At 39.1% G+C, this 23,989-nt stretch carries 23 protein-coding genes, 4 tRNA genes and 1 pseudogene; 18 read left to right on the top strand and 10 right to left on the bottom strand.

The annotated features are described in order from the left end of the window. Nucleotides 1-26 precede the first annotated feature (26 nt). Nucleotides 27-443, top strand: a complete 417-nt coding sequence (locus EHQ16_RS06565; RefSeq protein ID WP_244241959.1) for an Ig-like domain-containing domain — start codon at nucleotides 27-29, stop codon at nucleotides 441-443. 111 nt (nucleotides 444-554) lie between these two features. Here EHQ16_RS06565 and EHQ16_RS06560 read toward each other — a convergent pair whose 3' ends face one another. Further along, nucleotides 555-2,702, bottom strand: a complete 2,148-nt coding sequence (locus EHQ16_RS06560) for a sodium-translocating pyrophosphatase (RefSeq protein WP_135634539.1) — start codon at nucleotides 2,700-2,702, stop codon at nucleotides 555-557. A gap of 70 nt (nucleotides 2,703-2,772) precedes the next feature. Here EHQ16_RS06560 and EHQ16_RS06555 point away from each other — a divergent pair, with 70 nt between their 5' ends. Continuing rightward, nucleotides 2,773-3,942: a tetratricopeptide repeat protein gene (locus EHQ16_RS06555; protein ID WP_135634541.1), complete on the top strand. Its 1,170-nt coding sequence runs from the start codon at nucleotides 2,773-2,775 to the stop codon at nucleotides 3,940-3,942. A gap of 108 nt (nucleotides 3,943-4,050) precedes the next feature. On the opposite strand, the gene acs is transcribed toward EHQ16_RS06555, so the two are convergent. Beyond that, nucleotides 4,051-6,015, bottom strand: coding sequence for an acetate--CoA ligase (gene acs / locus EHQ16_RS06550; protein WP_135634543.1), 1,965 nt, complete (start codon nucleotides 6,013-6,015; stop codon nucleotides 4,051-4,053). A gap of 83 nt (nucleotides 6,016-6,098) precedes the next feature. After that, a pseudogene (folE, locus tag EHQ16_RS06545) lies at nucleotides 6,099-6,653 on the bottom strand (GTP cyclohydrolase I FolE); the annotation flags it as partial. 153 nt (nucleotides 6,654-6,806) lie between these two features. Here folE and EHQ16_RS06540 point away from each other — a divergent pair. The 6 genes from EHQ16_RS06540 (at nucleotide 6,807) to EHQ16_RS06515 (ending at nucleotide 10,782) form a co-directional block, all read left to right on the top strand. Continuing rightward, a complete protein-coding gene (locus tag EHQ16_RS06540; protein ID WP_409035580.1) occupies nucleotides 6,807-7,913 on the top strand; it encodes a glycosyltransferase family 4 protein in 1,107 nt (368 codons plus the stop codon). 105 nt (nucleotides 7,914-8,018) lie between these two features. Further along, a complete protein-coding gene (locus EHQ16_RS06535) occupies nucleotides 8,019-8,210 on the top strand; it encodes a (2Fe-2S)-binding protein (protein ID WP_135601708.1) in 192 nt (63 codons plus the stop codon). Next, the gene (locus tag EHQ16_RS06530) at nucleotides 8,188-8,661 is read left to right on the top strand and encodes a WbuC family cupin fold metalloprotein (protein ID WP_135634547.1); all 474 of its coding nucleotides are present in this window, start codon (nucleotides 8,188-8,190) and stop codon (nucleotides 8,659-8,661) included. Before EHQ16_RS06535 ends, EHQ16_RS06530 begins: the two co-directional genes overlap by 23 nt. Then, entirely contained in the window at nucleotides 8,658-9,674 is a 1,017-nt protein-coding gene (locus EHQ16_RS06525; RefSeq protein ID WP_135634549.1) for a CE1 family esterase, read from the top strand. Before EHQ16_RS06530 ends, EHQ16_RS06525 begins: the two co-directional genes overlap by 4 nt. Then, on the top strand, nucleotides 9,655-10,533 hold the full coding sequence (locus tag EHQ16_RS06520; RefSeq protein ID WP_135634550.1) for an alpha/beta fold hydrolase: 879 nt from the start codon (nucleotides 9,655-9,657) through the stop codon (nucleotides 10,531-10,533). Before EHQ16_RS06525 ends, EHQ16_RS06520 begins: the two co-directional genes overlap by 20 nt. Nucleotides 10,534-10,581: 48 nt before the next feature. Then, nucleotides 10,582-10,782 (top strand): YgaP family membrane protein, encoded by a 201-nt coding sequence (locus tag EHQ16_RS06515; protein ID WP_135587986.1) that lies wholly within the window; start codon nucleotides 10,582-10,584, stop codon nucleotides 10,780-10,782. A gap of 57 nt (nucleotides 10,783-10,839) precedes the next feature. Here EHQ16_RS06515 and EHQ16_RS06510 read toward each other — a convergent pair whose 3' ends face one another. Continuing rightward, the gene (locus EHQ16_RS06510; RefSeq protein WP_135634552.1) at nucleotides 10,840-11,955 is read right to left on the bottom strand and encodes a class I SAM-dependent RNA methyltransferase; all 1,116 of its coding nucleotides are present in this window, start codon (nucleotides 11,953-11,955) and stop codon (nucleotides 10,840-10,842) included. A gap of 70 nt (nucleotides 11,956-12,025) precedes the next feature. On the opposite strand from EHQ16_RS06510, the gene EHQ16_RS06505 reads away from it, so the two are divergent. Beyond that, nucleotides 12,026-12,109 (top strand) — tRNA-Ser (locus tag EHQ16_RS06505). A gap of 7 nt (nucleotides 12,110-12,116) precedes the next feature. Beyond that, nucleotides 12,117-12,203: transfer RNA gene (locus EHQ16_RS06500), tRNA-Ser, on the top strand. Nucleotides 12,204-12,258: 55 nt separating this feature from the next. On the opposite strand, the gene EHQ16_RS19480 is transcribed toward EHQ16_RS06500, so the two are convergent. After that, nucleotides 12,259-12,408: a hypothetical protein gene (locus EHQ16_RS19480; RefSeq protein ID WP_167482637.1), complete on the bottom strand. Its 150-nt coding sequence runs from the start codon at nucleotides 12,406-12,408 to the stop codon at nucleotides 12,259-12,261. Between the two features lie 187 nt (nucleotides 12,409-12,595). Between EHQ16_RS19480 and EHQ16_RS06495 the strand changes: the two genes are divergently transcribed. The 6 genes from EHQ16_RS06495 to recR all read left to right on the top strand — a co-directional run bounded on the left by EHQ16_RS06495 (nucleotide 12,596) and on the right by recR (nucleotide 15,905). Then, nucleotides 12,596-12,669, top strand: a tRNA-Arg gene (locus EHQ16_RS06495). A gap of 1 nt (nucleotide 12,670) precedes the next feature. Continuing rightward, nucleotides 12,671-13,111, top strand: a complete 441-nt coding sequence (locus tag EHQ16_RS06490) for a nucleoside deaminase (RefSeq protein WP_135634554.1) — start codon at nucleotides 12,671-12,673, stop codon at nucleotides 13,109-13,111. A 45-nt stretch (nucleotides 13,112-13,156) separates the two neighbouring features. Then, a tRNA-Ser gene (locus EHQ16_RS06485) sits at nucleotides 13,157-13,243 on the top strand. A gap of 226 nt (nucleotides 13,244-13,469) precedes the next feature. Next, nucleotides 13,470-14,933, top strand: coding sequence for a DNA polymerase III subunit gamma/tau (gene dnaX / locus EHQ16_RS06480; RefSeq protein ID WP_135634556.1), 1,464 nt, complete (start codon nucleotides 13,470-13,472; stop codon nucleotides 14,931-14,933). Between the two features lie 20 nt (nucleotides 14,934-14,953). Further along, complete coding sequence (locus tag EHQ16_RS06475) at nucleotides 14,954-15,319, top strand: YbaB/EbfC family nucleoid-associated protein (RefSeq protein ID WP_208725802.1); 366 nt, start codon at nucleotides 14,954-14,956, stop codon at nucleotides 15,317-15,319. Beyond that, nucleotides 15,297-15,905: a recombination mediator RecR gene (gene recR / locus EHQ16_RS06470; protein WP_135634558.1), complete on the top strand. Its 609-nt coding sequence runs from the start codon at nucleotides 15,297-15,299 to the stop codon at nucleotides 15,903-15,905. The genes EHQ16_RS06475 and recR overlap by 23 nt, the downstream gene beginning before the upstream one ends. A gap of 422 nt (nucleotides 15,906-16,327) precedes the next feature. Here recR and EHQ16_RS06465 read toward each other — a convergent pair whose 3' ends face one another. From EHQ16_RS06465 to EHQ16_RS06445, 5 genes are all read right to left on the bottom strand, one after another. Beyond that, on the bottom strand, nucleotides 16,328-17,878 hold the full coding sequence (locus EHQ16_RS06465) for an alginate export family protein (RefSeq protein ID WP_135638840.1): 1,551 nt from the start codon (nucleotides 17,876-17,878) through the stop codon (nucleotides 16,328-16,330). Between the two features lie 6 nt (nucleotides 17,879-17,884). Beyond that, nucleotides 17,885-18,742, bottom strand: a complete 858-nt coding sequence (locus tag EHQ16_RS06460; protein WP_425269952.1) for a substrate-binding periplasmic protein — start codon at nucleotides 18,740-18,742, stop codon at nucleotides 17,885-17,887. A 42-nt stretch (nucleotides 18,743-18,784) separates the two neighbouring features. Next, the gene (locus tag EHQ16_RS06455) at nucleotides 18,785-19,996 is read right to left on the bottom strand and encodes an OmpA family protein (protein WP_425269951.1); all 1,212 of its coding nucleotides are present in this window, start codon (nucleotides 19,994-19,996) and stop codon (nucleotides 18,785-18,787) included. 479 nt (nucleotides 19,997-20,475) lie between these two features. Beyond that, on the bottom strand, nucleotides 20,476-21,732 hold the full coding sequence (gene serS, locus EHQ16_RS06450; protein WP_135634564.1) for a serine--tRNA ligase: 1,257 nt from the start codon (nucleotides 21,730-21,732) through the stop codon (nucleotides 20,476-20,478). Next, nucleotides 21,725-22,534 carry a TatD family hydrolase gene (locus EHQ16_RS06445; RefSeq protein ID WP_208742240.1) on the bottom strand — a complete coding sequence of 270 codons (810 nt, stop codon included), beginning with the start codon at nucleotides 22,532-22,534 and terminating at the stop codon, nucleotides 21,725-21,727. Before EHQ16_RS06445 ends, serS begins: the two co-directional genes overlap by 8 nt. A 105-nt stretch (nucleotides 22,535-22,639) precedes the next feature. On the opposite strand from EHQ16_RS06445, the gene EHQ16_RS06440 reads away from it, so the two are divergent. Both EHQ16_RS06440 and EHQ16_RS06435 read left to right on the top strand, forming a co-directional pair. Then, entirely contained in the window at nucleotides 22,640-23,629 is a 990-nt protein-coding gene (locus tag EHQ16_RS06440; protein ID WP_135634568.1) for a M23 family metallopeptidase, read from the top strand. Continuing rightward, nucleotides 23,629-23,982 carry a bactofilin family protein gene (locus EHQ16_RS06435; RefSeq protein WP_100788910.1) on the top strand — a complete coding sequence of 118 codons (354 nt, stop codon included), beginning with the start codon at nucleotides 23,629-23,631 and terminating at the stop codon, nucleotides 23,980-23,982. Before EHQ16_RS06440 ends, EHQ16_RS06435 begins: the two co-directional genes overlap by 1 nt. The last annotated feature ends 7 nt before the right edge of the window (nucleotides 23,983-23,989 follow it).

The raw sequence follows: 23,989 nt of genomic DNA, 5'->3' as shown, positions 1-23,989 counted from the left end.
CGAAACTAATTCTAGAAGTCATGGCAATGTGGAAAAAATTTCAAATTCTAATTTTATTTGGTTTTTCTTCCCTAACCTGTCTCCCCAAACCAGAACCCTCTCTTTTGGGTGTACTGGTTCTACCTCTCGTGACACAGACCTCGTCAAACTTTGCCATTGAATCCAGTTCTCCGACCAATGGGGAAACAGGAGTGGCTCTTAGTCCCACAATCACAATCATTATGACACAGGCTGTGGATACGACCACAGTCAATACAAACATCAGCTGCGCGCCATCTTGTCCGAGTCTTAGTGGTGGTGTTTCCAACAGAACCATCACACTCACACCTTCGAGTGCTTTGACAACAGGAACAACTTATACCATTACTCTAAACCAAAACATCCAATCTATCTTTGGATTAACTCTCGGCACAAACACTAGTTTCAGTTTTACCACCCTATAAAAAAAGCCGACGTTTCCGCCGGCTCTTTCTGTTCCATTTAAGGAAAATAAATCTGGTAGATGCTTCCAAAGGAATTTTCCACCAGACTTTTTGTGATCTCGAATGATTTCTTTATTTAAAGAAATTCAAAATGATCCCACCTTTTGTTACAAAAAACTCAGCAAACACAAGTGAGGTGATCGCCATGAGTTTAATCAAAATATTGATCGCAGGGCCAGAAGTATCTTTGAACGGATCTCCTACTGTATCACCCACAACCGCAGCTTTGTGTTTTTCAGAACCCTTTCCACCAGCTGTTTTTTCGATGTATTTTTTAGCGTTGTCCCATGCTCCACCAGAGTTAGCAGAAGAAATTGCAAGAACCACACCAGAAACGAGTGCACCAGCAAGAAGACCAGCAAGTGATTTCACACCAAACAAATACCCAACAACAATCGGGCTAAGAAGAACCAGAAGACCTGGAGGGATCATTTCGCGAAGAGCAGCAGAAGTAGAAATGTCTACACACTTAGCATACTCAGGTTTTGCTTTTCCTTCCATAAGACCAGGGATCTCTTTGAATTGGCGACGAACTTCTTTTACCATATCAAGAGCTGCTTTTCCTACCGACTTCATAGTCATTGCAGAAAAAATAAAAGGAAGCATAGCACCAAAAAGAAGACCACCAAATACTAATGGATCTAGGAGTTCAATTGAAGTTAAATCGATCGCACCTTCTCCCATTTCTTTCGAAGCATTTTGTGTTCTTGTGATAAAAGCTGCAAATAGAGCAAGGGAAGTAAGAGCAGCGGAACCGATCGCAAAACCTTTTCCTACGGCCGCAGTAGTATTTCCCGCTGCATCTAAGTTGTCAGTTCTATCGCGAACTTCTTTTCCAAGTTCTGCCATCTCAGCAATCCCACCCGCGTTATCAGAAACAGGGCCGTAAGCATCAATCGTCAGACCAATCGCGATGGTAGAAATCATACCGATAGCAGCGATCGCAATTCCATACATACCCGCAAGGATATTGGAAACAACAATCACGATCACAAGTAGAATCACAGGAACCACAGTGGATTTGTAACCAAGTGCTAAACCATAAATGATGTTTGTTGCAGCACCAGTATCACAAGCATCTGCTACTTCACGCACTGGTTTGTAAGAGTGAGAAGTGTAAATCTCAGTGATCCAACCAATGAACATACCAGCAAACAAACCTAATGCGACTGATGTGAAAACATTCCACTTAGTGATGGTTTTGTCTCCGATTTGGAAACTATCGATCATAAAGATGTCAGTTACAAAATAAAGTGCAATGGCTACGATGAATGTAGAAATCCAAAGTTGGAGTTTGAGAGCTTTTTCTACGTTTCCACCTTCTTTCACTCGAGCAAAGAAAGTAGTTAAAAGAGAAGCTGGGATTCCAATCGCAGAAATCAAAAGTGGATAGAGTAGAGCCGAGTTATTGTCAGCAAGAGCCGATGCTGTGGCACCAATCACTAGAGCCGCACAAGTCGCTTCCGCTGCCGAACCAAAAAGGTCAGCACCCATACCAGCAATATCACCTACGTTGTCCCCTACGTTATCAGCAATGGTTGCTGGGTTACGAGGATCATCTTCTGGAATTCCTTTTTCTACCTTACCTACAAGGTCAGCACCAACGTCAGCGGCTTTGGTATAAATACCACCACCCACACGACCAAAGAGTGCCACAGAGGATCCACCTAGACCAAAACCAGCAAGTGATTCCATAAGGATGTGTTTGGCAACACCTACGTTTGTTCCTGTGAAAAGAAGGAAAAGTCCGATCATTCCAAGAACAGCAAGACCAATGAGACCAAAACCCATTACGGCTCCAGAGTCATAAGCCACTCGGAAGGCGCGAGATAGAGAAGTTTTTGCGGCTTCTGCCGTGCGAACGTTACCAGCCGTCGCGATTTTCATTCCAATAAAACCAGAAAGGCAAGAAATGAGGGCTCCAGAAACAAATGCAACGGCAGTATAAATTCCTTCGTTGAATTCAGTTTTTGGGTTATCCAAAAGTAAATAGATGAGAACCGTCATGAAACTGATAAATAGCAAAATGACTCGGTATTCTCTGAGAAGGAAGGCCATAGCCCCTTCTGCGATCGCTGCGGAGATTTCTTTCAATTTAGCGGTTTCTTTTTCGCTACCGCCGCCTGCGCCCACTTGGATGCGAACCACCCGAGCTGCGTAGAATATCGCCGTGACAATGGAAACTAGTGCCATGACGATGATGATTAACTCTACATTCATGAGATCCTCTTTGAGATTGTTTATTTGAATTTCTAAGATTATTTAGAAGATGACCGATGAGAATCCATAGATGATACTTCGGTCTAGGAGAATATGGCAATTTGGTGTTCTGGTAACAAGTCTATTTCTGGTTTCCAGTCCAAATTTAGCAGAAACAGAGGTTCTGAACCCTGTTAAGGTTTTTTATGGATACGAAGATCTTTTGCGAATGGCAGAAGACAAAATCATCCAAGAAACCCCAGCCAAAGCCTTCGATTTTCTCATCAAAGCCAAAGAATTAAATCCCGATCCGGACTTTCGGTACTATAATTTAGCAGCCCGTGCCCATATGAAGCTCGGACAGATCTTTGATGCGATTCATGCCTATGAAGAATCGATCAAAAAGAAAAAAGACCAATTGGATTTGGTTCTTTATATTGCTGATTTTTACGAAAAAGAAAGAAAACAAAAAGAGGCTTTGTTCTATACCAAATTGTATTTAGAACAAAAACCAAATGCAAAGTACAGATTGTATACCGCAGCCATTTTATCTAGACAACTTGGTTTGGAATCGGATTACGAATCCTATATTCAAATATTAGAATCAGACAAAACTTTTGTTTCTGAAAAAGAAGCCTTACAAACAAGCCTACTGAAAAATATCAAAGGCAAAAAATGGAAAGAAGCGGATGATTTGAGTTTGCGTTACTTGGTTTATTTTCCCCGGGAAGAAGGGATGTACGAAACCTTAATTTTGGCACGCAGGGGAAGACAGTCCGAACTTTTAGAACAGGCCTACCAATGGACATCTACAGTTTTTTTAAATGAAACCAGATACTTCACAAGGTACGGCGTGTTTCTCCAAGAAAAACAAAGATACTTGGAAGCCTTAACTTTATTTCGCCGGGGATTTTACAATTTACTCAAATTTTATCCGGATTCGGATGCAGGAGAAATTTTATTTCTCATTCGTCAAAGTTATGCGAATCTTGGAAAAGATAGGGACACCCTTGCCATCGATTCTTTGGTTAAAGATTTTAAAAACCAAAACAAACTCACGGCTACCGAATTAGAGAATCACCAAACCACGTATCGTAAAAATAGAGAGTATTTGTTATTTTGTATTCATTGGTTTTCCAAACGAGATACAGCAAAAACAAATGAATACCGGCAAAAATTAAAGGATCGTGATTTAGAATTTGAAGAATCAGAATTCCTGCGGGTGATGGGAGTTTTTTCTGCCCTCCCACAGGATCTTTAAAATAGGTCAGACCCAATTCATCGTAGAAGTTGGGATTTCAAAATCTCCATCTTCTTCCTCTTGAGTTTTAGCCGAAGGAAGAAGAATGGGTGTATCAAAAATCTTATCTTAACTGTGAAATTTTTTCTTATCATCAATTAACGACTGTACTACGGATGGATCAGCGAGAGTGCTGATATCTCCCAAAGTATCAAATTCGTTATTGGCAATTTTTCTTAAAATCCGGCGCATGATTTTGCCTGACCTGGTTTTCGGAAGTCCTGGAGCCCAGTGGATGACTTCGGGCCTTGCAATTTTACCAATTACCTTTTCGACCATAGCAATCAGTTCTTTCTTCAAAGCATCATTGGTTGTCACACCATGTTTCACTGTCACATAGGCATAAATTCCTTGGCCTTTGATATCATGTGGAAATCCAACCACCGCTGCTTCGGCAACTGATTTATGTTCAACGAGGGCACTTTCCACTTCCGCAGAACCAATACGATGTCCGGAAACATTGAGTACATCGTCGACTCGTCCTGTGATGCGAAAGTAACCATCTTTGTCTTTGTTGGCACCATCACCCGTGAAGTAATATCCTTTGAATTGAGAAAAGTAAGTATCAAAGAATCGTTTTGGATCTCCATACACACCGCGCATCATCGAAGGCCAAGGTTTTGCGATGCATAGATTTCCTGAAATTTCCCCTTTGCCTTTGATCTCAACACCTTCATTATCCACAAGAACTGGTTGGATTCCATAAAATGGCCAACTCGCCGAACCCGGCTTTTGCGGGATGGCACCAGGAACACCGGAGATCATAATGGATCCGGTTTCTGTCTGCCACCAAGTATCCACAATCGGGCATTTTGATTTTCCAATATTGGTATGATACCATTCCCAAGCTTCTGGATTGATGGGCTCACCCACAGAACCAAGGAGACGCAGCGATGCCAAAGATCTCTTTTTGATAGGTTCAATGCCTTCTCGCATGAGCGCACGGATGGCCGTAGGTGCCGTGTAAAATACAGTCACCTTGTATTTATCAATCACATCCCAAAACCGGCCGGCATCTGGATAACTAGGAACCCCTTCAAACATGAGAGAGGTAGCACCATTGGATAAAGGCCCATAAAGAATATAACTATGACCCGTAATCCAACCAATGTCTGCTGTGCACCAATAGGTATCCGTATCCTTATAATCAAAGATGGTAGCAAAGGTAAGATTGGCACCGAGTAAATATCCAGCAGTGGTATGGAGGACCCCTTTAGGTTTTCCCGTCGAACCTGAAGTATAAAGAAGGAAAAGCGGATCTTCTGAATCCATCACCACAGGAGGGCATTCTTTTTTGACATCGGATTCTTTCATCAGGTAGTGGTACCAGTGGTCTCTACCTTCTTTCCAATTTAAGTTCCCTTCATCCCCTGTTCGCTTAACAACAATTACATCTTTGACCTTGTATTTACTTTCTTCTAAGGCAACATCTACATTTTTTTTGAGTTCTACTGGTTTGCCACCCCGGTACCCACCATCGGCCGTAATCACTAGTGTGGGTTTACAATCTTCAATCCGACCAAGAAGTGCTTCGGGAGAAAATCCACCAAAGACAACGGAATGTACGGCTCCAATGCGAGTACAAGCAAGTGTTGCAATGGCAAGTTCTGGAATCATGGGGAGGTAAATGAGAACCCGGTCTCCTTTTTTCACATGGAACTTTTTTAGAACGTTTGCAAAGTGATTCACCTCACGGTGGAGGTCATGGTAAGTAAGGACTTTTGATTCATCTGGGTTGTCTCCTTCCCAAATGAGAGCCGCTTTGTTTTTTAATGGAGAATCTAAATGTCTGTCCAAACAATTATAAGAAACATTGAGTTTTCCGCCAACAAACCATTCCGCTTTTGCTTTGGCAAAATCGTGTTTGAGAACCTTAGTCCATTTCTTAAACCATGTTAGGCGTTTTGCCTGTTCGGCCCAAAACTTTTCTGGTTTTTCAATGGATTCTTTGTATTTGGTTTTGTATTCTTTTAAACTAACGTTCGCTAATTTAGCGAAGTCTTTGGACGGTGCCACGATTCTTTCTTTCGGCATAGATTCCCTCTAGAGAAAGAATGCTGAACTTTTTTTTAGAAAAGTCCAGCATGAATCAGAAAATTTGAATTTAAAAATTGAACTTAATGGGAACCGGTTCGGATCAAATCTAAAAACTCACTCCGAGTGGTGGGATCTGTTTTAAATAGACCGAGTAGGCTAGATGTAAATAGTTCTGAGTTTTGTTTTTCCACTCCACGCATCATCATACATAGATGTTTGGCTTTGATGACAACACCTACACCTAAAGGATCCAAAGTTTCTTGGATGGCTTGTGCAATTTGGTCCGTAAGACGTTCCTGCACTTGCAGACGACGGGCAAACACATCGACTATTCTCGGAATTTTACTAATTCCAATAATCTTTTTATTGGGAATGTATGCCACATGGGCTCTTCCATAAAAAGGAAGTAAGTGGTGTTCGCATAAAGAATACATTTCGATATCTCGCACCAAAACCATACCAGTAGTGCTCTCTTCAAAGATAGCTCCATTCACCAATTGGTTCAAATCAGCCTTATACCCGCTCGTCAAAAAGTCATAAGCCTTTTTCACGCGATTGGGCGTTTTTACAAGACCCTCTCTCGAGGGATCTTCACCAATTTGTTTTAGGATTTCTTCGATTAAGTTTTCCATTCGATTCCTTTTGACAGATCTGTTCCTGGTGTCGTGACCCTGCCTTCCAAATTATGAATGCAGAATATTTACTAGTAATTTGACTAGACTTGACTTCTAAGGAAAAGATACATTTCCTTTTTTTAATTTAATTCTAAAGGACATAATCAAATACGAATGCGGCTTAAAATTGGATACGATGCACGGATGATCGAAAATTCTGGGATTGGGATTCGGATCCAACATATTTTGAAGTTTTGGCCCATTTCCCATCAGCTTGCCGATTTATTTATTTTTGGTGATCCCGCAGTTTTAAAAAAATACGACCTTCCGAAGCAGGCAGAGATCATCGAATACAAAACTAGCATCTATTCCCCTAAAGAATTTTTGGGGCATCGCCGGATGGCGGAAATGGATCTGTTGGACATCCCTCACTTCAACATACCTTTCCCTTACATTCAGAAATGTATCGTTACCATTCACGATCTCATTCCTTATCATTTTAAGGCGGCACATAGTTCAATCGTCAAACGAGTGTATATGCAAATTGTCTTTCGCTGGATCAAATGGTTTGCTCGTAAAATCATTACGGTTTCGGAATACACCAAACAGGATTTGGTAGAAAGTTTTGGGTATCCAAAAGATAAAATTTCCGTCATCTACAATGGAATCGATTTAGAAAACTTTTCAAAACAACCGTTAGCAAAAGTTTCTCAATTTATTAAAAAACACAATCTTCCCAAATCCTATTTGTTCACTGTGGGGATTGGAAAAACACATAAGAATTTCCCTTTTTTATTATCCAATTTAGAAACACTTTGGGAAAAAAAGAAACTTTCCTTACCGTTAGTTGTGGGTGGTCTTAGAGAAGAGATCCCCGATGAGTTTTTAGAAATCCAAAGAAAACATCCGGGTAAAATTTATTTTTTATCTCATCTGCCTTATGCAGAACTCCCTCTCGCTTACCAAAGTGCAAAAGTATTTCTCTATCCTTCCTTGTTTGAAGGATTTGGATTTCCTGTTTTGGAAGCCCAGAGTGTAGGCACGCCTGTTTTTTCTTCTAACACGAGCGTTCTACCTGAAGTTTTAGGCAGTGGGTATGAAGCATTTGATCCAAAAGATTCCCTTTCCTTCCAAAACAAACTACTCTCTCTATTGAAAGATTCGAAAAGACTCGGTGCTTTAAAGGTTTTAGGAGGAAAAAATGCGATTCGCTTCCAGTGGAAATCGGCCATCCAAAACCTAAACCAAACCTACAAACCACTCCTAAATCCAAAAACGTAGGAAACCGGATCCAAGTTTTCAGAATTTCTTTGAAATTTGCTAAAATGACTCTAAAAAAAATTCTTGTCGTACCGTTTGGTTACCTAGAGACTGATTCTCAGAACCATGATCAAGTGTCACTGTGCAGAAGTTTTCTTTGAATCTATCTTAAATGTTGTCAAAGATACGAATCGCCCTATACTAGAAGTCGCCCGCGAGATGGGAGCGGCTGATACTTGTACGGCTTGTGTTCCGGATATGTTAGCCTTCATCGAGCAGGAATTGGAAGGTCAACTTGCAGGAAATACAACTCATTGATTCCGACTTAATCGGAAACCTCGTCACAAAAGCCAAAAACGCAGACAGAAAACGTACCAATCACAACTTCCATGAACAAAAGGAAGTGTACCAAAGGTTCCTCAACGTTCTTTCTAAAAATACATACATTCCACCTCACAGACATTTGTCGGATCCAAAACCGGAAACCTTCGTCATCCTCGAAGGTGAAATCGGATTTTTAATTTTCCATGAGAACGGGGAAGTAAAAGAAGCTCATAAACTTTCCGGGAACGGACCAAAACGGGGAATCGACTTACAACCTGGAGTTTGGCATAGTTTGGTTTGTTTGTCTGAAACGGCAGTTTGTTTTGAAGGAAAGTCTGGTCCTTATGATCCAACAATCGATAAAGAATTCCATCCAAACTATCCGCTGGAAAGTGATCCTAAGTTTATAGAAACTATCAAATCCTTTGAATCTTTATTTGTATGAATTTGATTTCATTCAATAAAAAACGAATCCCCTTAATTCTTATGATTTCCTTTTCTTTTTTTTGTAAATCCCTCCCTTCCATTGTTCCTGTAAAGGAACATAGATTGGAATCGATTTCTTCAGATGGAATCATCCGTACATTCCGTTACTATGTTCCTAAACAAATCAAAGAAAATCGTCTGCCTTTGATTTTTATCCTTCATGGCGGTGGTGGCAGTGGGGAAGGAATGATTTACCTGTCTCGAATGTCAGAAAAAGCCGAAGAATATGGATTTATCGCCGTTTATCCTGACGGGTATGCGAATCGATGGAACGATGGTAGAAAAATTCCTCATTCCCTTACCGATAAACGAAATACAAACGACATAGAATTCTTTCGGGATATGGTTCGTTATATCGATAAGGAAATTCCTATTGATTATCACCGAATCCATGCTGTTGGTATCTCCAATGGTGGTTTTATGACACAGCGGTTGTTATGCGAAGCGGAAGATTTATTTAGTTCAGGATATTCGATTGCTGCGGTCACTTCCAAAGGTTTAAAAGACATTTGTAACCCTCCTCCAAAAAAATCGATAGGTTTCATTATGGGAACTTCGGATGATGTGGTACCTTATAAAGGTGGGACTGTTTCCATTCCTTCTGATCCAAGTCCCAATGCACAGAGAATTCCTGCAGGGGATGTGATGTCTTATTTAGAATCCTTAGAGTATTGGACTTCTAGTTTTTCCTGCAAAGAAGAATCAAAATCACAAAAAAGACACCTAAACAAATTTTGGAAAAGAGACATCCAATACACTAAATTCACGGATTGTTCGTCCGACCAAATGGTCGAAGGTTATTTAATCCCTGGTGGTGGTCATATTTGGCCGAATGGATTTTATTACCAAAATGAAAAACAATACGGATACTTAAGTAAGGACTTGGATACAAGAGAGATTGTGTTACAATTCTTTCGAACTAATTATAAAAAAGAAAAGTTGGTAAATAACAATGCACCACTCGGAAATTAGAAATTCGTCCACTGTATTTACCACTTTAGAAACGGGATCAGGAGAACCTGTCCTTTTCCTTCACGGCTTTCCCGATAATCACAAAACCTTTGCCCCAATGATGGAAACCATAGGTAAAAAAGGATTTCAATGCATTGCACCTGTTATGCGTGGATATGAACCTTCAACCATCTCTCATGCTCATAAATTACATGTAGTGGATCTTGTGGATGATATTTTAGGTTGGATGGATGACCGTCGTTGGAACTCCGTACATCTTGTTGGCCATAACTGGGGTTCTGTCATTGCCTTTGCGGCCGGAATGTATTATCCCAACCGAATCAAATCCATCACAAGTTTGGGAGTTCCGTTACTTCGAACTTACCAAGATTCTTTTTTTTGGGCACCCCAACAAACCATCCAATCTTGGTATGTGGTTTTATTCCAAATTCCTTTTTTAGCAGAACTCACCATTCGTTCGAATGGATTTGCTTTGGTTGATTATTTGTGGAAAGATTGGTCACCAGGATATTCACCAAACCAAGACCATTTAGCAGAGATTAAAGCTAATTTTCAGAATCCAGGAATTTTATCTTCGGCCCTTGCTTATTATCGCAATTTAAACGACTTATTTACAGAATCAGGACGAGAGAGTATACTTGGAATCTTAGATTCAAAAATCACTGTCCCCACTCAGATTCTTTATGGGTTAAACGACGGTTGTTTTCATAAAAACTTATTTGAACATCTATTAGATGAAAAAGATTTTCCTTGTGGGTTTCGAAAAATTGGATTTGATCATGCAGGACATTTTCTCCATTGGGAAAAAAGAGAAGAAGTAACTAAGCTGATTTTAGAATGGTTAGAAAAAAATAAATAAAAAATCCAAAGGAAATTTTTCGTCCAATCTACTTTAAGGAGAATGGATATGTTTCAAAATATGGGTCTTTATGACCGAATCATTCGTGTGGTCGTTGGATTGGTATTAGGTGGTTTGTATTTAGGTGGAGTTGTAGAAGGAACAACAGCAATTGTTTTATTTGTGATTGGTCTTGTGATGATTGCAACCTCTGCGATCGGATTCTGTCCCGCTTACCTTCCTTTTAAAATCACAACAAAAGAAAAATAACCTACATTTAGGTAGAGAACCAACTCACAAATTTTTATTTGTGAGTTGTGTAATTTTTTATTTTTTTAAACTCACGAGGACTTCATAGTGTTGGGTTCTTGGAAAAAAATCAAACAAACCTATATAATTTAATCTATATCCTATCTTTTCTAATCTTGTAATATCCCTTTTCAAAGTACTCGGATTGCAGCTAGAATAAACAATTTGTTTTGGTGAAAACATAGAAGCCGATTCAATGATTCCCTCTGTGAGTCCGGCCCTCGGTGGATTCACAATCCAAATCGGAAACTTGGAAGTATGTTTTGGTAAGTGTTTTTGGTATAAATCACTGACTTCATATTCGAACTGGAGTGCATTGTTGGTCTTTGCATTTTCTTTTGCATACCGAATGCTTTTTTCGTGTGATTCGATTCCATACAAAGATGCAATTTTTTCTCGTATAGATATTCCAATCGTTCCACAACCGCAGAATAGTTCCAAAATATTGGCTGAGTCCGGTAACAGATTTTTTATTCTTTCAAGCCAAGGTTCTAAAAGAAATCTATTGATTTGAAAAAATCCCCTTTCCGGAACTTTTAGTTTTGTATTAAAAACACTAATTTCCGTTTGGTCTCTTTCGTAATTCACAACTGATTTTGAGGAAAGACGAAGTTGGATCGATTTATTTTTAGAAACTGACTTTTGAAGGCCAGCGGGAACCATACCCCATAACAAACGTTTATCGACAGTTTTACATACTGATTGAGATTCGTTCACGATTCGATGGCTATTTTTTGCGAAATATCCAATTTCTTTTCCGTTGGATTGCCATTGCACATTGTTTCTGTATTCGTTTTCTGGGCCGGTGACCAGTTCCACTTTCCCTTTCCATTCAGGGAACATAGCTTCGAGTAGTGATGTTTTAATTTTGATCTCATCCTGATAGGAGATATGCCGGTAACTGCAACCACCACATTCCATAAAAACCGAACAATCCGAAGGAATCCTCTTTTCTGCTGGTTCAATGACATCGGAAACAGATCCAAACCATTCTTTCTTACCGGTTTTATAAAGACTTATGTCTACTAATTCTCCGGGGATTCCACCCTCAACAAAGACAGCGTGGCCCTCATGGTGCGCGATACAGAAACCACCATTCACCCACTTTTCTAGTTTTATTCGCAACTTTTCCATTCTCTAGAACCATTCATTGAATATTCATTTGACACTGCACTCGCATTTAACATAACGGATAGGTACTCTTGGAGAAGTGGCTGAGTGGTCTAAAGCAGCGGTCTTGAAAACCGTCGTGGTAATCCCACCGTGGGTTCGAATCCTACCTTCTCCGAGTCGCTGGAGACGTGCCTGAGTGGCCGAAAGGAGCGGTTTGCTAAACCGTCGTACGAGCAATCGTACCCAGGGTTCGAATCCCTGCGTCTCCGTTGTTACCGCCATGAATACCGCCCAAATCAAAGAAAAAATCCAAAAACTCAAGGCTTACTTACTCACTGAGGAAGCTGCAAAAATTTTTGCTGTTTTACCTTTGTATTTTTCTTGGGTTCCTGTTTTTACTTGGAAACGAAGTGTTCCTGCATTTGTGACAGTTTGTTTGTATTCTGCAATTAATACTTGTTTGTTCTTAATCATCCTTCTCTTTGCACAAGTAGTCTCCGTTCTACCCTTTGTTGGGCTTTATTTAGCAGCTACCATCCACTTACTTTCTGTACTACTTTATCTAGGAATTTCTGGATTTTTGATTTACTCCATCCGCTTAAAAAAAAGCATAGAGATACCCGTTCTTTTGGAGTGGGTAAAAATGCTTCAAGCATTCATTGCGCCCATAGCTCAACTGGATAGAGTATCTGACTACGGATCAGAAGGTTAGAGGTTCAAATCCTCTTGGGCGCGCGTGGAAGCATTCGACTCGTTTCTAAAGCGCTATACAGAAGCCCTTTCTAATCATCCCGAAGAAATTCCCTCTTATTCAGAAATCATCACTCGAGATGGAAAACTAGTTTCCTCCGCATTTAATTCCGTCGAACAAACATTAAATCCTACAAAACATAGCGAAATTTTAGCAATGGAAGATGCCCTTTCGAAAACGGAAGGTCGATATCTTACCGATCATATTTTGATTACAGCACTCGAACCATGTTTACTTTGTTCCGGTGCCATTGTACGGGTGAAAATTCCAGAAGTGGTTTATTTTGTTCCGGCAAAACCAGGGGAAGGCATATCCTCCTACACAACCGAATCTATTTATTTATTGAATCACTTTCCCAAGTGTACCCTCATCCCAAGATCCCACATAAAATTTGAATTTCTGAGTTTTTTCAAAGAGAAAAGGTAGAATTCTTTTGACCGTTTCATTTTATGGAAGCCAGTAGAAACCATTGGAGAGATGTCAGAGTGGTCTATTGTGCATGCTTGGAAAGCATGTGTGCCAAAAGCACCCCGGGTTCGAATCCCGGTCTCTCCGCCAGGTTCTACACCGATTTCCTTCCATCTTAAGTTCGAATTCCACTCTGAATTGAACTAACGGAAAATCTCTCCCGGCCCTTACGTTACCTTTTTCAAATCTGTTTCCCCCATTTCAGAAGAAAATATCCATAAACCTCATAAATATTTCATTGCCTCCAACATACGAACTTACAGGATCAAAGTGATTCACAAATTTTCTTTTCATATCTTTTGAAACACGGACTTCCATGAGCGAAAACCACCAAGTACTCTTTCGAAAATACAGACCCCAATTCTTTCGCGATGTGATTTACCAAGACCTTGCTGTTGGTTCTTTACAGAATGCATTCAAATCAAAAAAAATTGGCCACGCTTATATTTTCATTGGCCCTCGTGGTGTTGGTAAAACAACCATCGCAAGAATTTTGGCCAAACGCCTCAACTGTGAACGCCCAGATGGAGTTGAGCCTTGTAACGAATGTACTTCTTGTTTAGAAATCACAAAAGGAAATTCGAATGATGTATTTGAAATCGATGCCGCTTCCAACAGTGGTGTGGATAATATCCGAGAATTACGCGAAAATGTAAAATTCAATGCAATGGGTGGAAAGTACCGCGTTTATATTTTGGATGAGGTGCATATGCTGAGTGGAGCTGCTTTTAATGCTCTCCTCAAAACCTTAGAAGAACCACCAGCCCATGTTGTATTTATTTTAGCAACCACCGAGTATCATAAAATTCCTGAGACAATTCTATCTCGTTGCCAAGACTTTCATTTTAGAAAAGTCCCCGTGACTGTTTTGCAAAACTACATCGAAACTCTTTGTGAAAAAGAAAGTTTGAAATATGATTCCGAAGGTTTGTTCTGGATTGCGAAAAAGGGTGACGGCTCCGTTCGGGATACACTTTCCTTTATGGAACAAGCTGTTATTTTCACCGATGGAAATCTAACAGGCGTCAAACTAAGAAAGATGATTGGGTATCATGGAATTGATACCTTTACTGATTTTTTAAACCAATTATTAGATTCTTCCCAAAGCGCACAAATTTTTGAAACTCTCGAAAATCTTTTCCAAGCAGGAATTGATCTTGGTAAGTTTGTTTGGGACTTTATCGAATTTTTGAATTCTCTATTACTAATTAAAGACAATTTAGCGGATAGAGAATCAATTAACATCCCACAAGAGGACTTACAAAAATTAAAACAAAACTATAGAGAACTCGACCGTGAAGTTTTAGTTTTACTTGCGGAACGTATTTTTTCCGTACATGAAAAATTGAATCTAATGAAACTACGAAGTTCCTACGAGATGAAAGTTTATTTAGAAATTCAATTTCGAAAATTGATTTTGGATCGAGAAAAACCAAGTGTTTCAGGATTATTAGCAAAAATAACTGAGCTCACCAAACTGGTTCAAGGTGACATTTCTCATATTCCAGACAATTTAGAGACTCCCAAAAAAACGGTTCCCGCAGCGACTACTACTGTTACACAAAAACAAGATACTGTAACGAACACGCAACCAACACAAACAAATTCGGAAAAACAAGTAGAGAATCGGGAACCAGAAATAAAACAACATTCGCAGCCAAAACCAAATCCGCCGAAACCAGCAGCTGCGACACCATCCAGCCCAGAAGATATGGAGAAACTTTTGAAAGAAAAATTCTCCGGTATGGAAGTTGACCCCAACCAATTTAAAAATTTATAAGTCCAAAAGGTACTATGGGAATTTTTGATCAAATGAAACAAATGCGGGAAGCTTTCTCGCAACTCGGAAACATCAAAGAAAAACAAGAGGAACTCGCTAAACGACTCGCTCAGATTCGAGTCACTGCCTCAGCAGGAGCGGGAATGGTAGAAGTAACGGCAACAGCTGATGGAATTCTTACGAATCTCAACATCAATCCCATTATGTTCAATGCAGACGATAAAAAAATGTTAGAAGATTTGATTCTTTCTGCAACAAACGAAGTACAAAGAAAAGCCAAAGAAACCATGGCTCATGAAATGAAAAATGTCCTGGGTTTCAATCCTAGTGATTTTGAAGGAGTGTTCAACCAACTCCAAAAGGATGGAGGGTTCCCACCTGTCTGATCCACAATTTCAAAAACTAATCCAATCCTTTTCAAGCCTTCCTGGAATTGGGAAAAAAAGTGCGACAAGAATTGGATTTCATATTTTAAGAATGGATCCCTCTACCTTTCAAACTTGGTTGTCCAATATCGAAGAAGCAAAAGTCAAACTACGATTTTGCGATGAATGCGGCGGACTGACAGAAGATGCGGTATGTTCTATATGTTTGTCAGACAGCAGAGAAACAGGGATACTATGTGTTGTGGAACAACCAGAAGACATTTTCTTCATCGAAAATACAAAGGAATATGTTGGTAAATACCATGTACTCAATGGAGCCATTTCTCCTTTGGATGGGATTGGACCTGACCAATTAAGAATTCGTCAACTTTTAAAAAGATTGGAAGACGGAGAAATCAAAGAAGTTCTGATTGCCACAAACCCGACACTAGAAGGGGATGCCACTGCATCTTATCTTTCCACAGTCATCAAACCGATGGAAATCAAAATCACAAGAATTGCCCATGGAATTACCATTGGTGGAACATTGGAATATTCAGACCAATACACGTTAGGCAAAGCAATTAAGTCTAGATTGACTCTTTAATCGAAATTATGCGAATCTTGTCTTAATTTTTTGTTTATTCATTAATTTTAAATTTACAATGAGACCAAAATTCGAATACGAAACTGTCGTGTATTCAATTAAAATCCACATCCAGGGAGTGAGGTTTGCGGCGTGCAAGCATAAAGACATTGTAAATACATATCAGAACAGAGGTTCCGCGGTTTGTTTGAATCCGAACATGTGGAAAAATATAGAGCCATCATAGATATACAAATAGATTCAAATTTTTTATCCGATTTTTTCTTTTCCTTTTCATCATGACTCTCAAAAGAATCGAACGCATAACAATTCACCAAAAAAGAAAAAACCAAAATCCGTTGAATTAGCCTATTCATCAATTTTTACCTCTTTGGATTTATACTACGGATCGTAGAAAGCGAATCAAAACAATATTTATTGTTTTAAAAACGATGTTCAAACACAATGAACGCTTCCCGTAATACTCGTCCATATTTTGAATCTAACAATACAAAAAGAGCATCCCCAGCTACGAAGTAACCAGACCGAAAGATGATTTGGAAATCTGATGTTACGTTATAACGAACGTTAAAATTATATTCCATCCCCATATAAGTGGATGTTCTGTATCCATTGAGTTCACTAAATTCACGATTGATCCGAATCTCTGGTGATTTAGTGGCCCACAACTGATAGTAACCTAAGGTAAATTGGTATGGACCAAAGGCAATGATGTTGGAGTAAAAGCCATATTCGTTTAAACCAGAAAAACTAGATCCATTGAATAAGACATAACCACCTGTAAAGTCCGTTGCAATGTTGGAAATGGAAAATCCAGGAGCTAAAGTCCTGTATCCATTTCCTTTTAAATTAGCTTCATGACCTTTTTCATCGTAACCAGGTCTTCCTGTTGTTCCAAGAGCGATCAAATTAAAGTTAAGTGATTCACTCCATCGGTAAGTAAATTGAAAATCATACATACCCCCTTTGATGAAATGCCTTTGCGTAGTATTGTAAATAGTAACATCACTCGTATCTGTTACCGCGCGTAATTTTTTTACAGTTCCTGTATTTAAAATTCCATGAACAATGAATGAAAATTTTTGAAAGTTAAATTCATTATGAAGACCATACCAAGCCAGTCTTGCTGTTTCATTATCCGATTTATCATTATCATCCAAAAAATAGGCATATACTTCATTGCGAATGTTTCGAAAGTATTCAAATTTCAATCGATTGTAATAGATATTAGAACTTTGGTAATTTTTATCTGCGAATCCATTTTTATCCACATCCATAAAACTTTGGTCGCGTGCTCGTAAAATTCCACCTTCCAATGAGAGTCGTAAAAATTGAAAGTTTTTAAGAATACTGACACCAGTTCCTGTAGAAAATAAAACACGTCCCTGCGCAGAACTAAAAAGTTGTTGGCCAACTTTGATAAATAGTCCCGATTCAGGAATTCGAAAGTTTAAGTATAAAAAGTTTGTCTGGACGTTGACTGCTGCTGTCCGACCTCTTTCTCCACCAGAACCTGGACCAACGAGTCCCGGATCAAAACCATCTGGACCCGTAGCTCTTAACCCTTTTCCACCAAAAGGAATATCACCAACTTGCATCCCCCAAACTCCTTCCACGTACTTGTTTGCGGAAAAACTCATATTGTAAAGAAACCGTGAATCGTAATAACTTACGTCTTCCTTTCTACGAGTGATTTGGCTTGGTAATCCTTGTTGCCTTCTTTCTAAATCCGATTGTATTGTTTGTTGTTCTGTTTGTTGGCGTTCCGTATTTTCTTTTTCTAAATTGTTGATTGGTGTAACAGGTGTTTTTCTTTCTAATAAAACATCACGCCCAACGTTTGTGGCACGAACCCTAAAGGAACCATTAAAATTCATAAAGGTTCTTTGTGATTCTTCTTCTTGAGCAAACAAAAGATGAGAAGGAATCAAAAGAAAAACAAAACAAATGAAAAATAAATTTCGTAATGACATTTCAGTTTATTCTTTTTTCACCCATTGGTTGGATTTAAAATATTTGTTAATCAAACCTTGGATTTTTCCTGTACGTTTCAATTCTTTGATAAAGAAATTTAAATTATAAAGAAATTCTACATCTCGTTTTGCAGTGGCCATGCTGATATGGTCTTCCTGCACAACTCCCAAAATTGGTAAATAGTTGGCTCGCAGTGAAGAGTCTTTTTGTAAAAGTGCCTGAATGTAAAAAGAATCGGCAACAAATGCGTTTACATTGTTTTTCTTTAGTTCGTTTAATGCAGCCTCATTGGTGAAATAAGAAAAGGTCTGTGCCTTCGGAAAAACATCCCTTAAGAACTGATGGTTAGAACTATTTGCGAGTACAGAATAGGAAATTCCCGTAATGTTTGTTAGGTCATTTAAATTACGAAATAATTGAACGGTTACAATTTGTCCCTCGGGTTCCGGTGGAAGAGCTGTCCTGTTCACCAAAGCAGCCGGTGTCGAAATTAAATAGGGATCAGTAAAGTAGACATCTCTAAATCGATTGATTGAGGATGAAATTCCCGCCATGGCAATTTGTGTATCACCTTTTTCTAACATCCTTGCATGTTGGTCAAAGGTGCGTAATGGAATGATTTTTAAATCTACATCTAAAAATTTTGCATACTCTTGTGCTAACTCTACATCAAGCCCAGGAAAATTCGGATTGGGATTTTCAATATAAAATGGATCATAAAATTCATTTACGGAAACCGTAAGTGTTTTAGTTTTTTTAATTTTTTCTAAAACCAGACTCGGCTCTGCGGAAATAGAGAATGAGAAGAAAACGCCAATAATGAAAACAAATCCAAAATTTCGAATCCAAAGAAGAAGCAACATCCCCATTACCTTTTCTTTGGAAATAGAAACGGCAAGGAAAAATTAAGGATCAATCAGGACAAATTCAGTTCGGCGATTTTTTTTAGAGGAGGCCTCATCTGTCGCTTGCACTACAGGTTGTGTCGGTCCTTTTCCGTCGGTTGCGAGTCGTTTCGGATCCACTCCTTTAGAGACTAAATACTGTTTTACGGACTCTGCTCTTTCCTTTGAAAGAACCATATTGTCCTCAAACGTACCGGTTAAATCTGTATGGCCGATAATTTTCATCTTTTTATCAGCGTTTTCATGTAAGTAATCAACGATGGCATCCAAAGGAATGGATGACTCTGGTTTTAAAATTGAGGAGGCCCTTTCAAAATACACAGAGTCCAATGATATTTTTTTGGTTTCTTCTAGTTTCTTTTGTACTAGATTTTCTTGTTTAGGAACGGATGCGCTAAAAAGGTCAAACGATCTTCCTTCCACTCGCCTACAAAACAAAAATGTTTTTTTTATCTGCTGGAATACAATGTATGCTTCATCTTCACTCGAATTGATAGGTGCACCTAAATTCTCGATATCTTTAAACGAATCTCCATCAATTTTCGCCATGTATAAATCAAACCCACCGTAACCACCAGGACGGTTCGATGAAAAAAACAATAGACTTCCATCATCATTAAATGCGGCTGCAATGGTTGCATAATTATCATTAATGGGTGAAGGAAGAGGTTTTGGGGTAGACCATTTCTCTCCTTTGTATTGGCTAAAATATACTTTTGCCAAATTTGGTTTCCCAAATGGATATCTTGTAAAGAGTAAAGTATCACCGAGTAAATGGGGATTTTCTTCGATTTCTTCTGTGTTGATCGGAGCGGGCAATGCCACAGGTTGGCTCCAACTTTTTCCATCCCAATTGGAAACATACAAATCTCTGGAAATGCCCACCTTTCCATCAGGTAACATCACTTCTACGGAACCATCACGATTTGATGATAACAAAAGTGTTTTTCCATCACGAGATATAAATGGACTTTGGTCGTCAAAGGGAGAATTCAAAACATCTACTTCTTCTGGAAAATCCCAAGTTCCATCTTTTTTTCGTTCCGATTTAAAAATTTCCGTATAACCACGATTAGAACGTTTTGAATAAAAATATAAAGTTTTGGCATCAGGAGTCATCGTTGGCCCAAACTCTTGGAATTCAGTATTGATTGGTCCTTGGATAGGAGCCACTAAGAGGCTTGGTTCACTAGGTTGCACTTGCGCAAGCATCGGTAGGGAGAAAAAAAGAGAAAAGGAAAGAATGTAGAATAAATTGGAAAATTGAATGTTCCTTAAAGATTGCAAGATCCATTCTTTCCCTTTGAGGAAATGTAGGCGAATATACGCATAACGCATATTTCCCTGATTATTGTGGAAATCAGAATATAGGCTATTCGCATAATCGCTATTTTGTGCATTTTTTCCGTAGAGCGTATATTCCCCCAAAGGCGTCGAATATCTGCATTGCATATATATCCGCGCCCCTCCCAATACAGAGTAAAGAGAGTTTGGTTTTAAAATTTCTATTTGTTCACTTTTAAAACTAGATTTAGAAATAACCTTAGATGAGAGTTTGACCGAGTTTGAAATTTGAAGTAGAGGAAGAGAAAGAGTTCTGAATGGAAACTTTGTCTTTAACTTTGATTTAGATAAAAATTTGGATAAAAGTGAATAGGGCATTTGACACCTCGGTCATCTGCCCTAAATTACTAACGAATATATTGTTTCAATACATCCGGAATTTGGAAGGTTCCATCAGCTGATTGGTAATTTTCGATCACCGCAGCAAGTGTTCGACCGATCGCAAGACCGGAACCATTCAGAGTATGGACGAGCAGGTTTTTTCCTTCCTTTGACTTGTATCGAATTTTTCCCCGTCTTGCTTGATAGTCTTTGAAGTTAGAAACAGAGGAAATCTCCATAAAACGTCCAAGTCCCGGCATCCAAACTTCAATATCATAGGTTTTGGAAGAGGCACTAGACATATCCTTACTACAAAGTAACATCACACGGTAGGGAAGTTTCAATTTTTGCAAAATAGATTCAGCATCTTGGAGCATCTTTTCGTGTTCGTTTTGCGAAGTTTCCGGTTCTACAAACTTCACAAGTTCGACTTTTTGGAATTGGTGTACCCGAACAAGACCACGTGTATCTCGTCCGTAAGACCCTGCTTCTCTGCGAAAACAAGAAGTGTGTGCACATACAGAAATTGGTAATTCTTTTTCTGAAATGATTTCATCCCGGTAATAATTGGTGAGAGGAACTTCTGCTGTAGGAATCAAATTGAGTCCGTCTTTTTCCAATCGGTAAAAATCCTCGGCAAACTTTGGAAGTTGGCCTGTGGCAGTCATCGACTCATCATTCACAAGAACCGGAACCCACATCTCTTCATAACCATTTTCAGAAGTATGAGTATCAAGCATCAAATTCATAAGTGCTCTTTCTAATTTGGCACCAAGCCCACGGTATGTATAAAACCTCGCACCAGAAAGTTTGACTCCTCGTTCAAAGTCAAAAATACCCAAAGCCTCTCCGATATCGAAATGAGTTTTTGCCTCAAAGGAAAGTTTTGGAACTTCTCCCCACTGGCGAACAAGAACATTATCTGCTTCTGATTTTCCTTCTGGAACAGATGGATCCAGTAAGTTTGGAAGGCCTAAATTCAAATCATGCAAAGATTCTTCCTGTTTGGTCAGTTCTTCTTCAATTGCTTTGATCTGATCACCAACACCTTTCATCGAAGCAGAAATTTCTGTGATGTCTTTGCCTTGTGATTTTTGAATTCCAATTTCTTTAGAAACTCGATTTCTCTCAGCACGAAGGTCTTCCACTTCTAGTTTTAGCTTTCTTTGTTTTTCAGAGATAGATTTAATTTTTGCTTCAATGTCTGTAGAAGTTACACCTCGTTTTTGTAAGGTGGAAAGTAACTCTTCAGGGTTTTGAACAATACGGTTGATATCAAGCATGGTGATAAGCCTTTCTTTGTGTGAATTTTAATGAATTTTGATAAATGCGATCTGCTACTTCTGCATTGGTTTCTGTTCGGAGTGAAAACATTTTCTCAAGAACAAATGGTAAATGAGAGGAATCATTTCGTTTGCCTCGATGTGGCATTGGTGATAGAAAAGGAGCATCAGTTTCAATGAGAATGGTTTCCAATGGAATCTTACGTGCTGCTTCTTGAATATCGGTTGCTGACTTAAAAGTCACAATCCCAGAAAAGGAAACGTAATACCCTAAATCAACAAACTGTTTGGCTGCTTCATAATCATAAGTAAAACAATGAATCACACCAAAGGCTTTTGATTTGTATTCTTTCAATGCTTCGTATGTATCTTCAAAAGCATCCCGAGAATGAATCACCACTGGTAATTTGTACTCAGAAGAAAATTGTAAAAATTTTCGTAACACTTCATTCTGGGCAAGTCGTGTGCTTGCATCATGATAGAGATCGACACCAATCTCACCGATCGCAGAAAATTTTGGATCGTCCATTCGGGATTTTGCTAAATCTAAAATTTGATCTGCATTAGGGAATTCATGAGTTTCCGTAGGATGACAACCAATCGAATAGAAAATTTCTAAATCATCTTTCGAATGAGTTTCTGAAATACGAACCGCCTCGATAGAACTCGGTAGATCTATCCCAATTTGAACCATGCGGTCTACTCCAGCCATTCGGGATTTCGCCAGTGTTTCTTCTATCTCTTGGCCTTGTTCCCGAATTATGTCTAAGTGGCAATGAGTGTCTATGGTTGAATATCCCATAAATAGCAAGATTTGTAATTTCCACTGGATGAAAATGAAAATTCAATCGAAAGATATAGTGGGTACGATAAGTTTTGTTTAAATAGTCGAAGGTCTAAAAAGAACGTGGAAGTAAAACAAAGACTACATCTAATTTTTTACCGATTACGGTATAAAGTCCAGGAATGGAAGCTTAAGTTATCCCAACGTTACGAGGATCTAGACAAAAAAGGTCGTGAACGTCTGACAATTATGGTCATTCCTCACACCGATCGCAGAACCATTAACTTTGTTATCTCTTACAAAGCGATTTCCATCTTCATTGGAATCATGGTGATCCTTCTTGTGATCAGCGCTGTGAACGTTCTTTCTCATAGTGGATCCATCCACCAACTCACAGAGCTCAATTTAACAAACAAAGACTTTATCAGACAATCTTCCAAGATGAAAGAAGAGGTTAACTCTCTTCACGAAACCATCCAATACTATTACGAAAGAATTTCTAATCTCTATATCAAACTTGGTGGAGATCCTTCTCGAGTTTCCAAAGGGATGGGTGGGCAAGCAGGACAATTTCTCGCATTACAAGGAACACCTCAATCAGACATCACGGACGAATCTTTCCGCATCAAAGAAGACATTCATAATTTAAAATTATCCTCTGAACTTTCTGAAGAGATCATCAAACTCATCAAAAAAAGAAAGAGTATCATTCGTAACACTCCATCCATTTGGCCAACAAAAGGTTATGTATTATTTCCATTTGGAAAATACATTTCTCCAGTGACTGGAAAAGAAGAACTCAACAGAGGACTAGACATTGGATCCTTTCCTGGTGCGGAAGTCATTGCAACGGCTCCTGGAATTGTTTTTGATACTGGATACTCTCCAGCTACTGGTTACTACGTAAAATTATCACATCGATTTGGATGGAAAACAATCTACTCCAACCTCGATAGAATTCGTGTTAAGAAAAATGAAAAACTCTCCAAGGGTGACATCTTAGGTTATGTTGGAAAATCACCAGAAAATCCGATTTACCATCTTCATTATGAAGTACATGTTGGTACCCAAGCGTTGAATCCGTTTTCGTTTCTCAACCAAATTCAAGAATAATGCCGAATCCATCTACAGAAGAAGAATTTTTAGTTAATAGTATCATTGGGGAAGGCGCCGAGTTCGTTGGCGAATTCAAGTTCCCAGGCCTCATTCGTATTGATGGAAAATTTCGTGGAGTCCTCGAAACTACCGGAAAGGTACTTATAGGAAAATCCGGAATCGTCGATACAGATATCAAAGCAAGAGTGGTGGTTGCCGGAGGAGAAATCCGCGGAAACATCTATGCAACAGAACGAGTTACATTACTTTCTAGCTGCCGATTGGAAGGAGACATTGTCACTCCACGCCTCATCGTAGAAGAAGGTGTCGTGTTTCACGGAAAATGCACAATTAATCCCACTCGTCATTAGGCGGGTT

The sequence above is a fragment of the Leptospira kanakyensis genome, assembly GCF_004769235.1.
GTDB classification, from domain to species: domain Bacteria; phylum Spirochaetota; class Leptospiria; order Leptospirales; family Leptospiraceae; genus Leptospira_A; species Leptospira_A kanakyensis.
Note: the sequence above shows the minus strand (reverse complement) of the source record. Positions and strands in the feature narration are given on the sequence as shown.

Excerpts from the sequence above, each read along its gene's own strand:
- EHQ16_RS06445 (WP_208742240.1), bottom strand. The coding sequence starts at position 22,534 with ATGGGATATTCAACCATAGACACTCATTGCCACTTAGACATAATTCGG.
- recR (WP_135634558.1), top strand. The coding sequence starts at position 15,297 with ATGGAGGGTTCCCACCTGTCTGATCCACAATTTCAAAAACTAATCCAA.
- EHQ16_RS06525 (WP_135634549.1), top strand. The coding sequence starts at position 8,658 with ATGAATTTGATTTCATTCAATAAAAAACGAATCCCCTTAATTCTTATG.
- EHQ16_RS06460 (WP_425269952.1), bottom strand. The coding sequence starts at position 18,742 with ATGTTGCTTCTTCTTTGGATTCGAAATTTTGGATTTGTTTTCATTATT.
- EHQ16_RS06515 (WP_135587986.1), top strand. The coding sequence starts at position 10,582 with ATGTTTCAAAATATGGGTCTTTATGACCGAATCATTCGTGTGGTCGTT.
- EHQ16_RS19480 (WP_167482637.1), bottom strand. The coding sequence starts at position 12,408 with ATGATTAAGAACAAACAAGTATTAATTGCAGAATACAAACAAACTGTC.
- EHQ16_RS06510 (WP_135634552.1), bottom strand. The coding sequence starts at position 11,955 with ATGGAAAAGTTGCGAATAAAACTAGAAAAGTGGGTGAATGGTGGTTTC.
- dnaX (WP_135634556.1), top strand. The coding sequence starts at position 13,470 with ATGAGCGAAAACCACCAAGTACTCTTTCGAAAATACAGACCCCAATTC.
- EHQ16_RS06535 (WP_135601708.1), top strand. The coding sequence starts at position 8,019 with ATGATCAAGTGTCACTGTGCAGAAGTTTTCTTTGAATCTATCTTAAAT.
- EHQ16_RS06455 (WP_425269951.1), bottom strand. The coding sequence starts at position 19,996 with ATGCTTGCGCAAGTGCAACCTAGTGAACCAAGCCTCTTAGTGGCTCCT.
- EHQ16_RS06520 (WP_135634550.1), top strand. The coding sequence starts at position 9,655 with ATGCACCACTCGGAAATTAGAAATTCGTCCACTGTATTTACCACTTTA.
- EHQ16_RS06540 (WP_409035580.1), top strand. The coding sequence starts at position 6,807 with ATGCGGCTTAAAATTGGATACGATGCACGGATGATCGAAAATTCTGGG.
- EHQ16_RS06560 (WP_135634539.1), bottom strand. The coding sequence starts at position 2,702 with ATGAATGTAGAGTTAATCATCATCGTCATGGCACTAGTTTCCATTGTC.
- EHQ16_RS06435 (WP_100788910.1), top strand. The coding sequence starts at position 23,629 with ATGCCGAATCCATCTACAGAAGAAGAATTTTTAGTTAATAGTATCATT.
- EHQ16_RS06465 (WP_135638840.1), bottom strand. The coding sequence starts at position 17,878 with ATGTCATTACGAAATTTATTTTTCATTTGTTTTGTTTTTCTTTTGATT.
- EHQ16_RS06565 (WP_244241959.1), top strand. The coding sequence starts at position 27 with ATGTGGAAAAAATTTCAAATTCTAATTTTATTTGGTTTTTCTTCCCTA.
- EHQ16_RS06555 (WP_135634541.1), top strand. The coding sequence starts at position 2,773 with ATGATACTTCGGTCTAGGAGAATATGGCAATTTGGTGTTCTGGTAACA.
- serS (WP_135634564.1), bottom strand. The coding sequence starts at position 21,732 with ATGCTTGATATCAACCGTATTGTTCAAAACCCTGAAGAGTTACTTTCC.
- acs (WP_135634543.1), bottom strand. The coding sequence starts at position 6,015 with ATGCCGAAAGAAAGAATCGTGGCACCGTCCAAAGACTTCGCTAAATTA.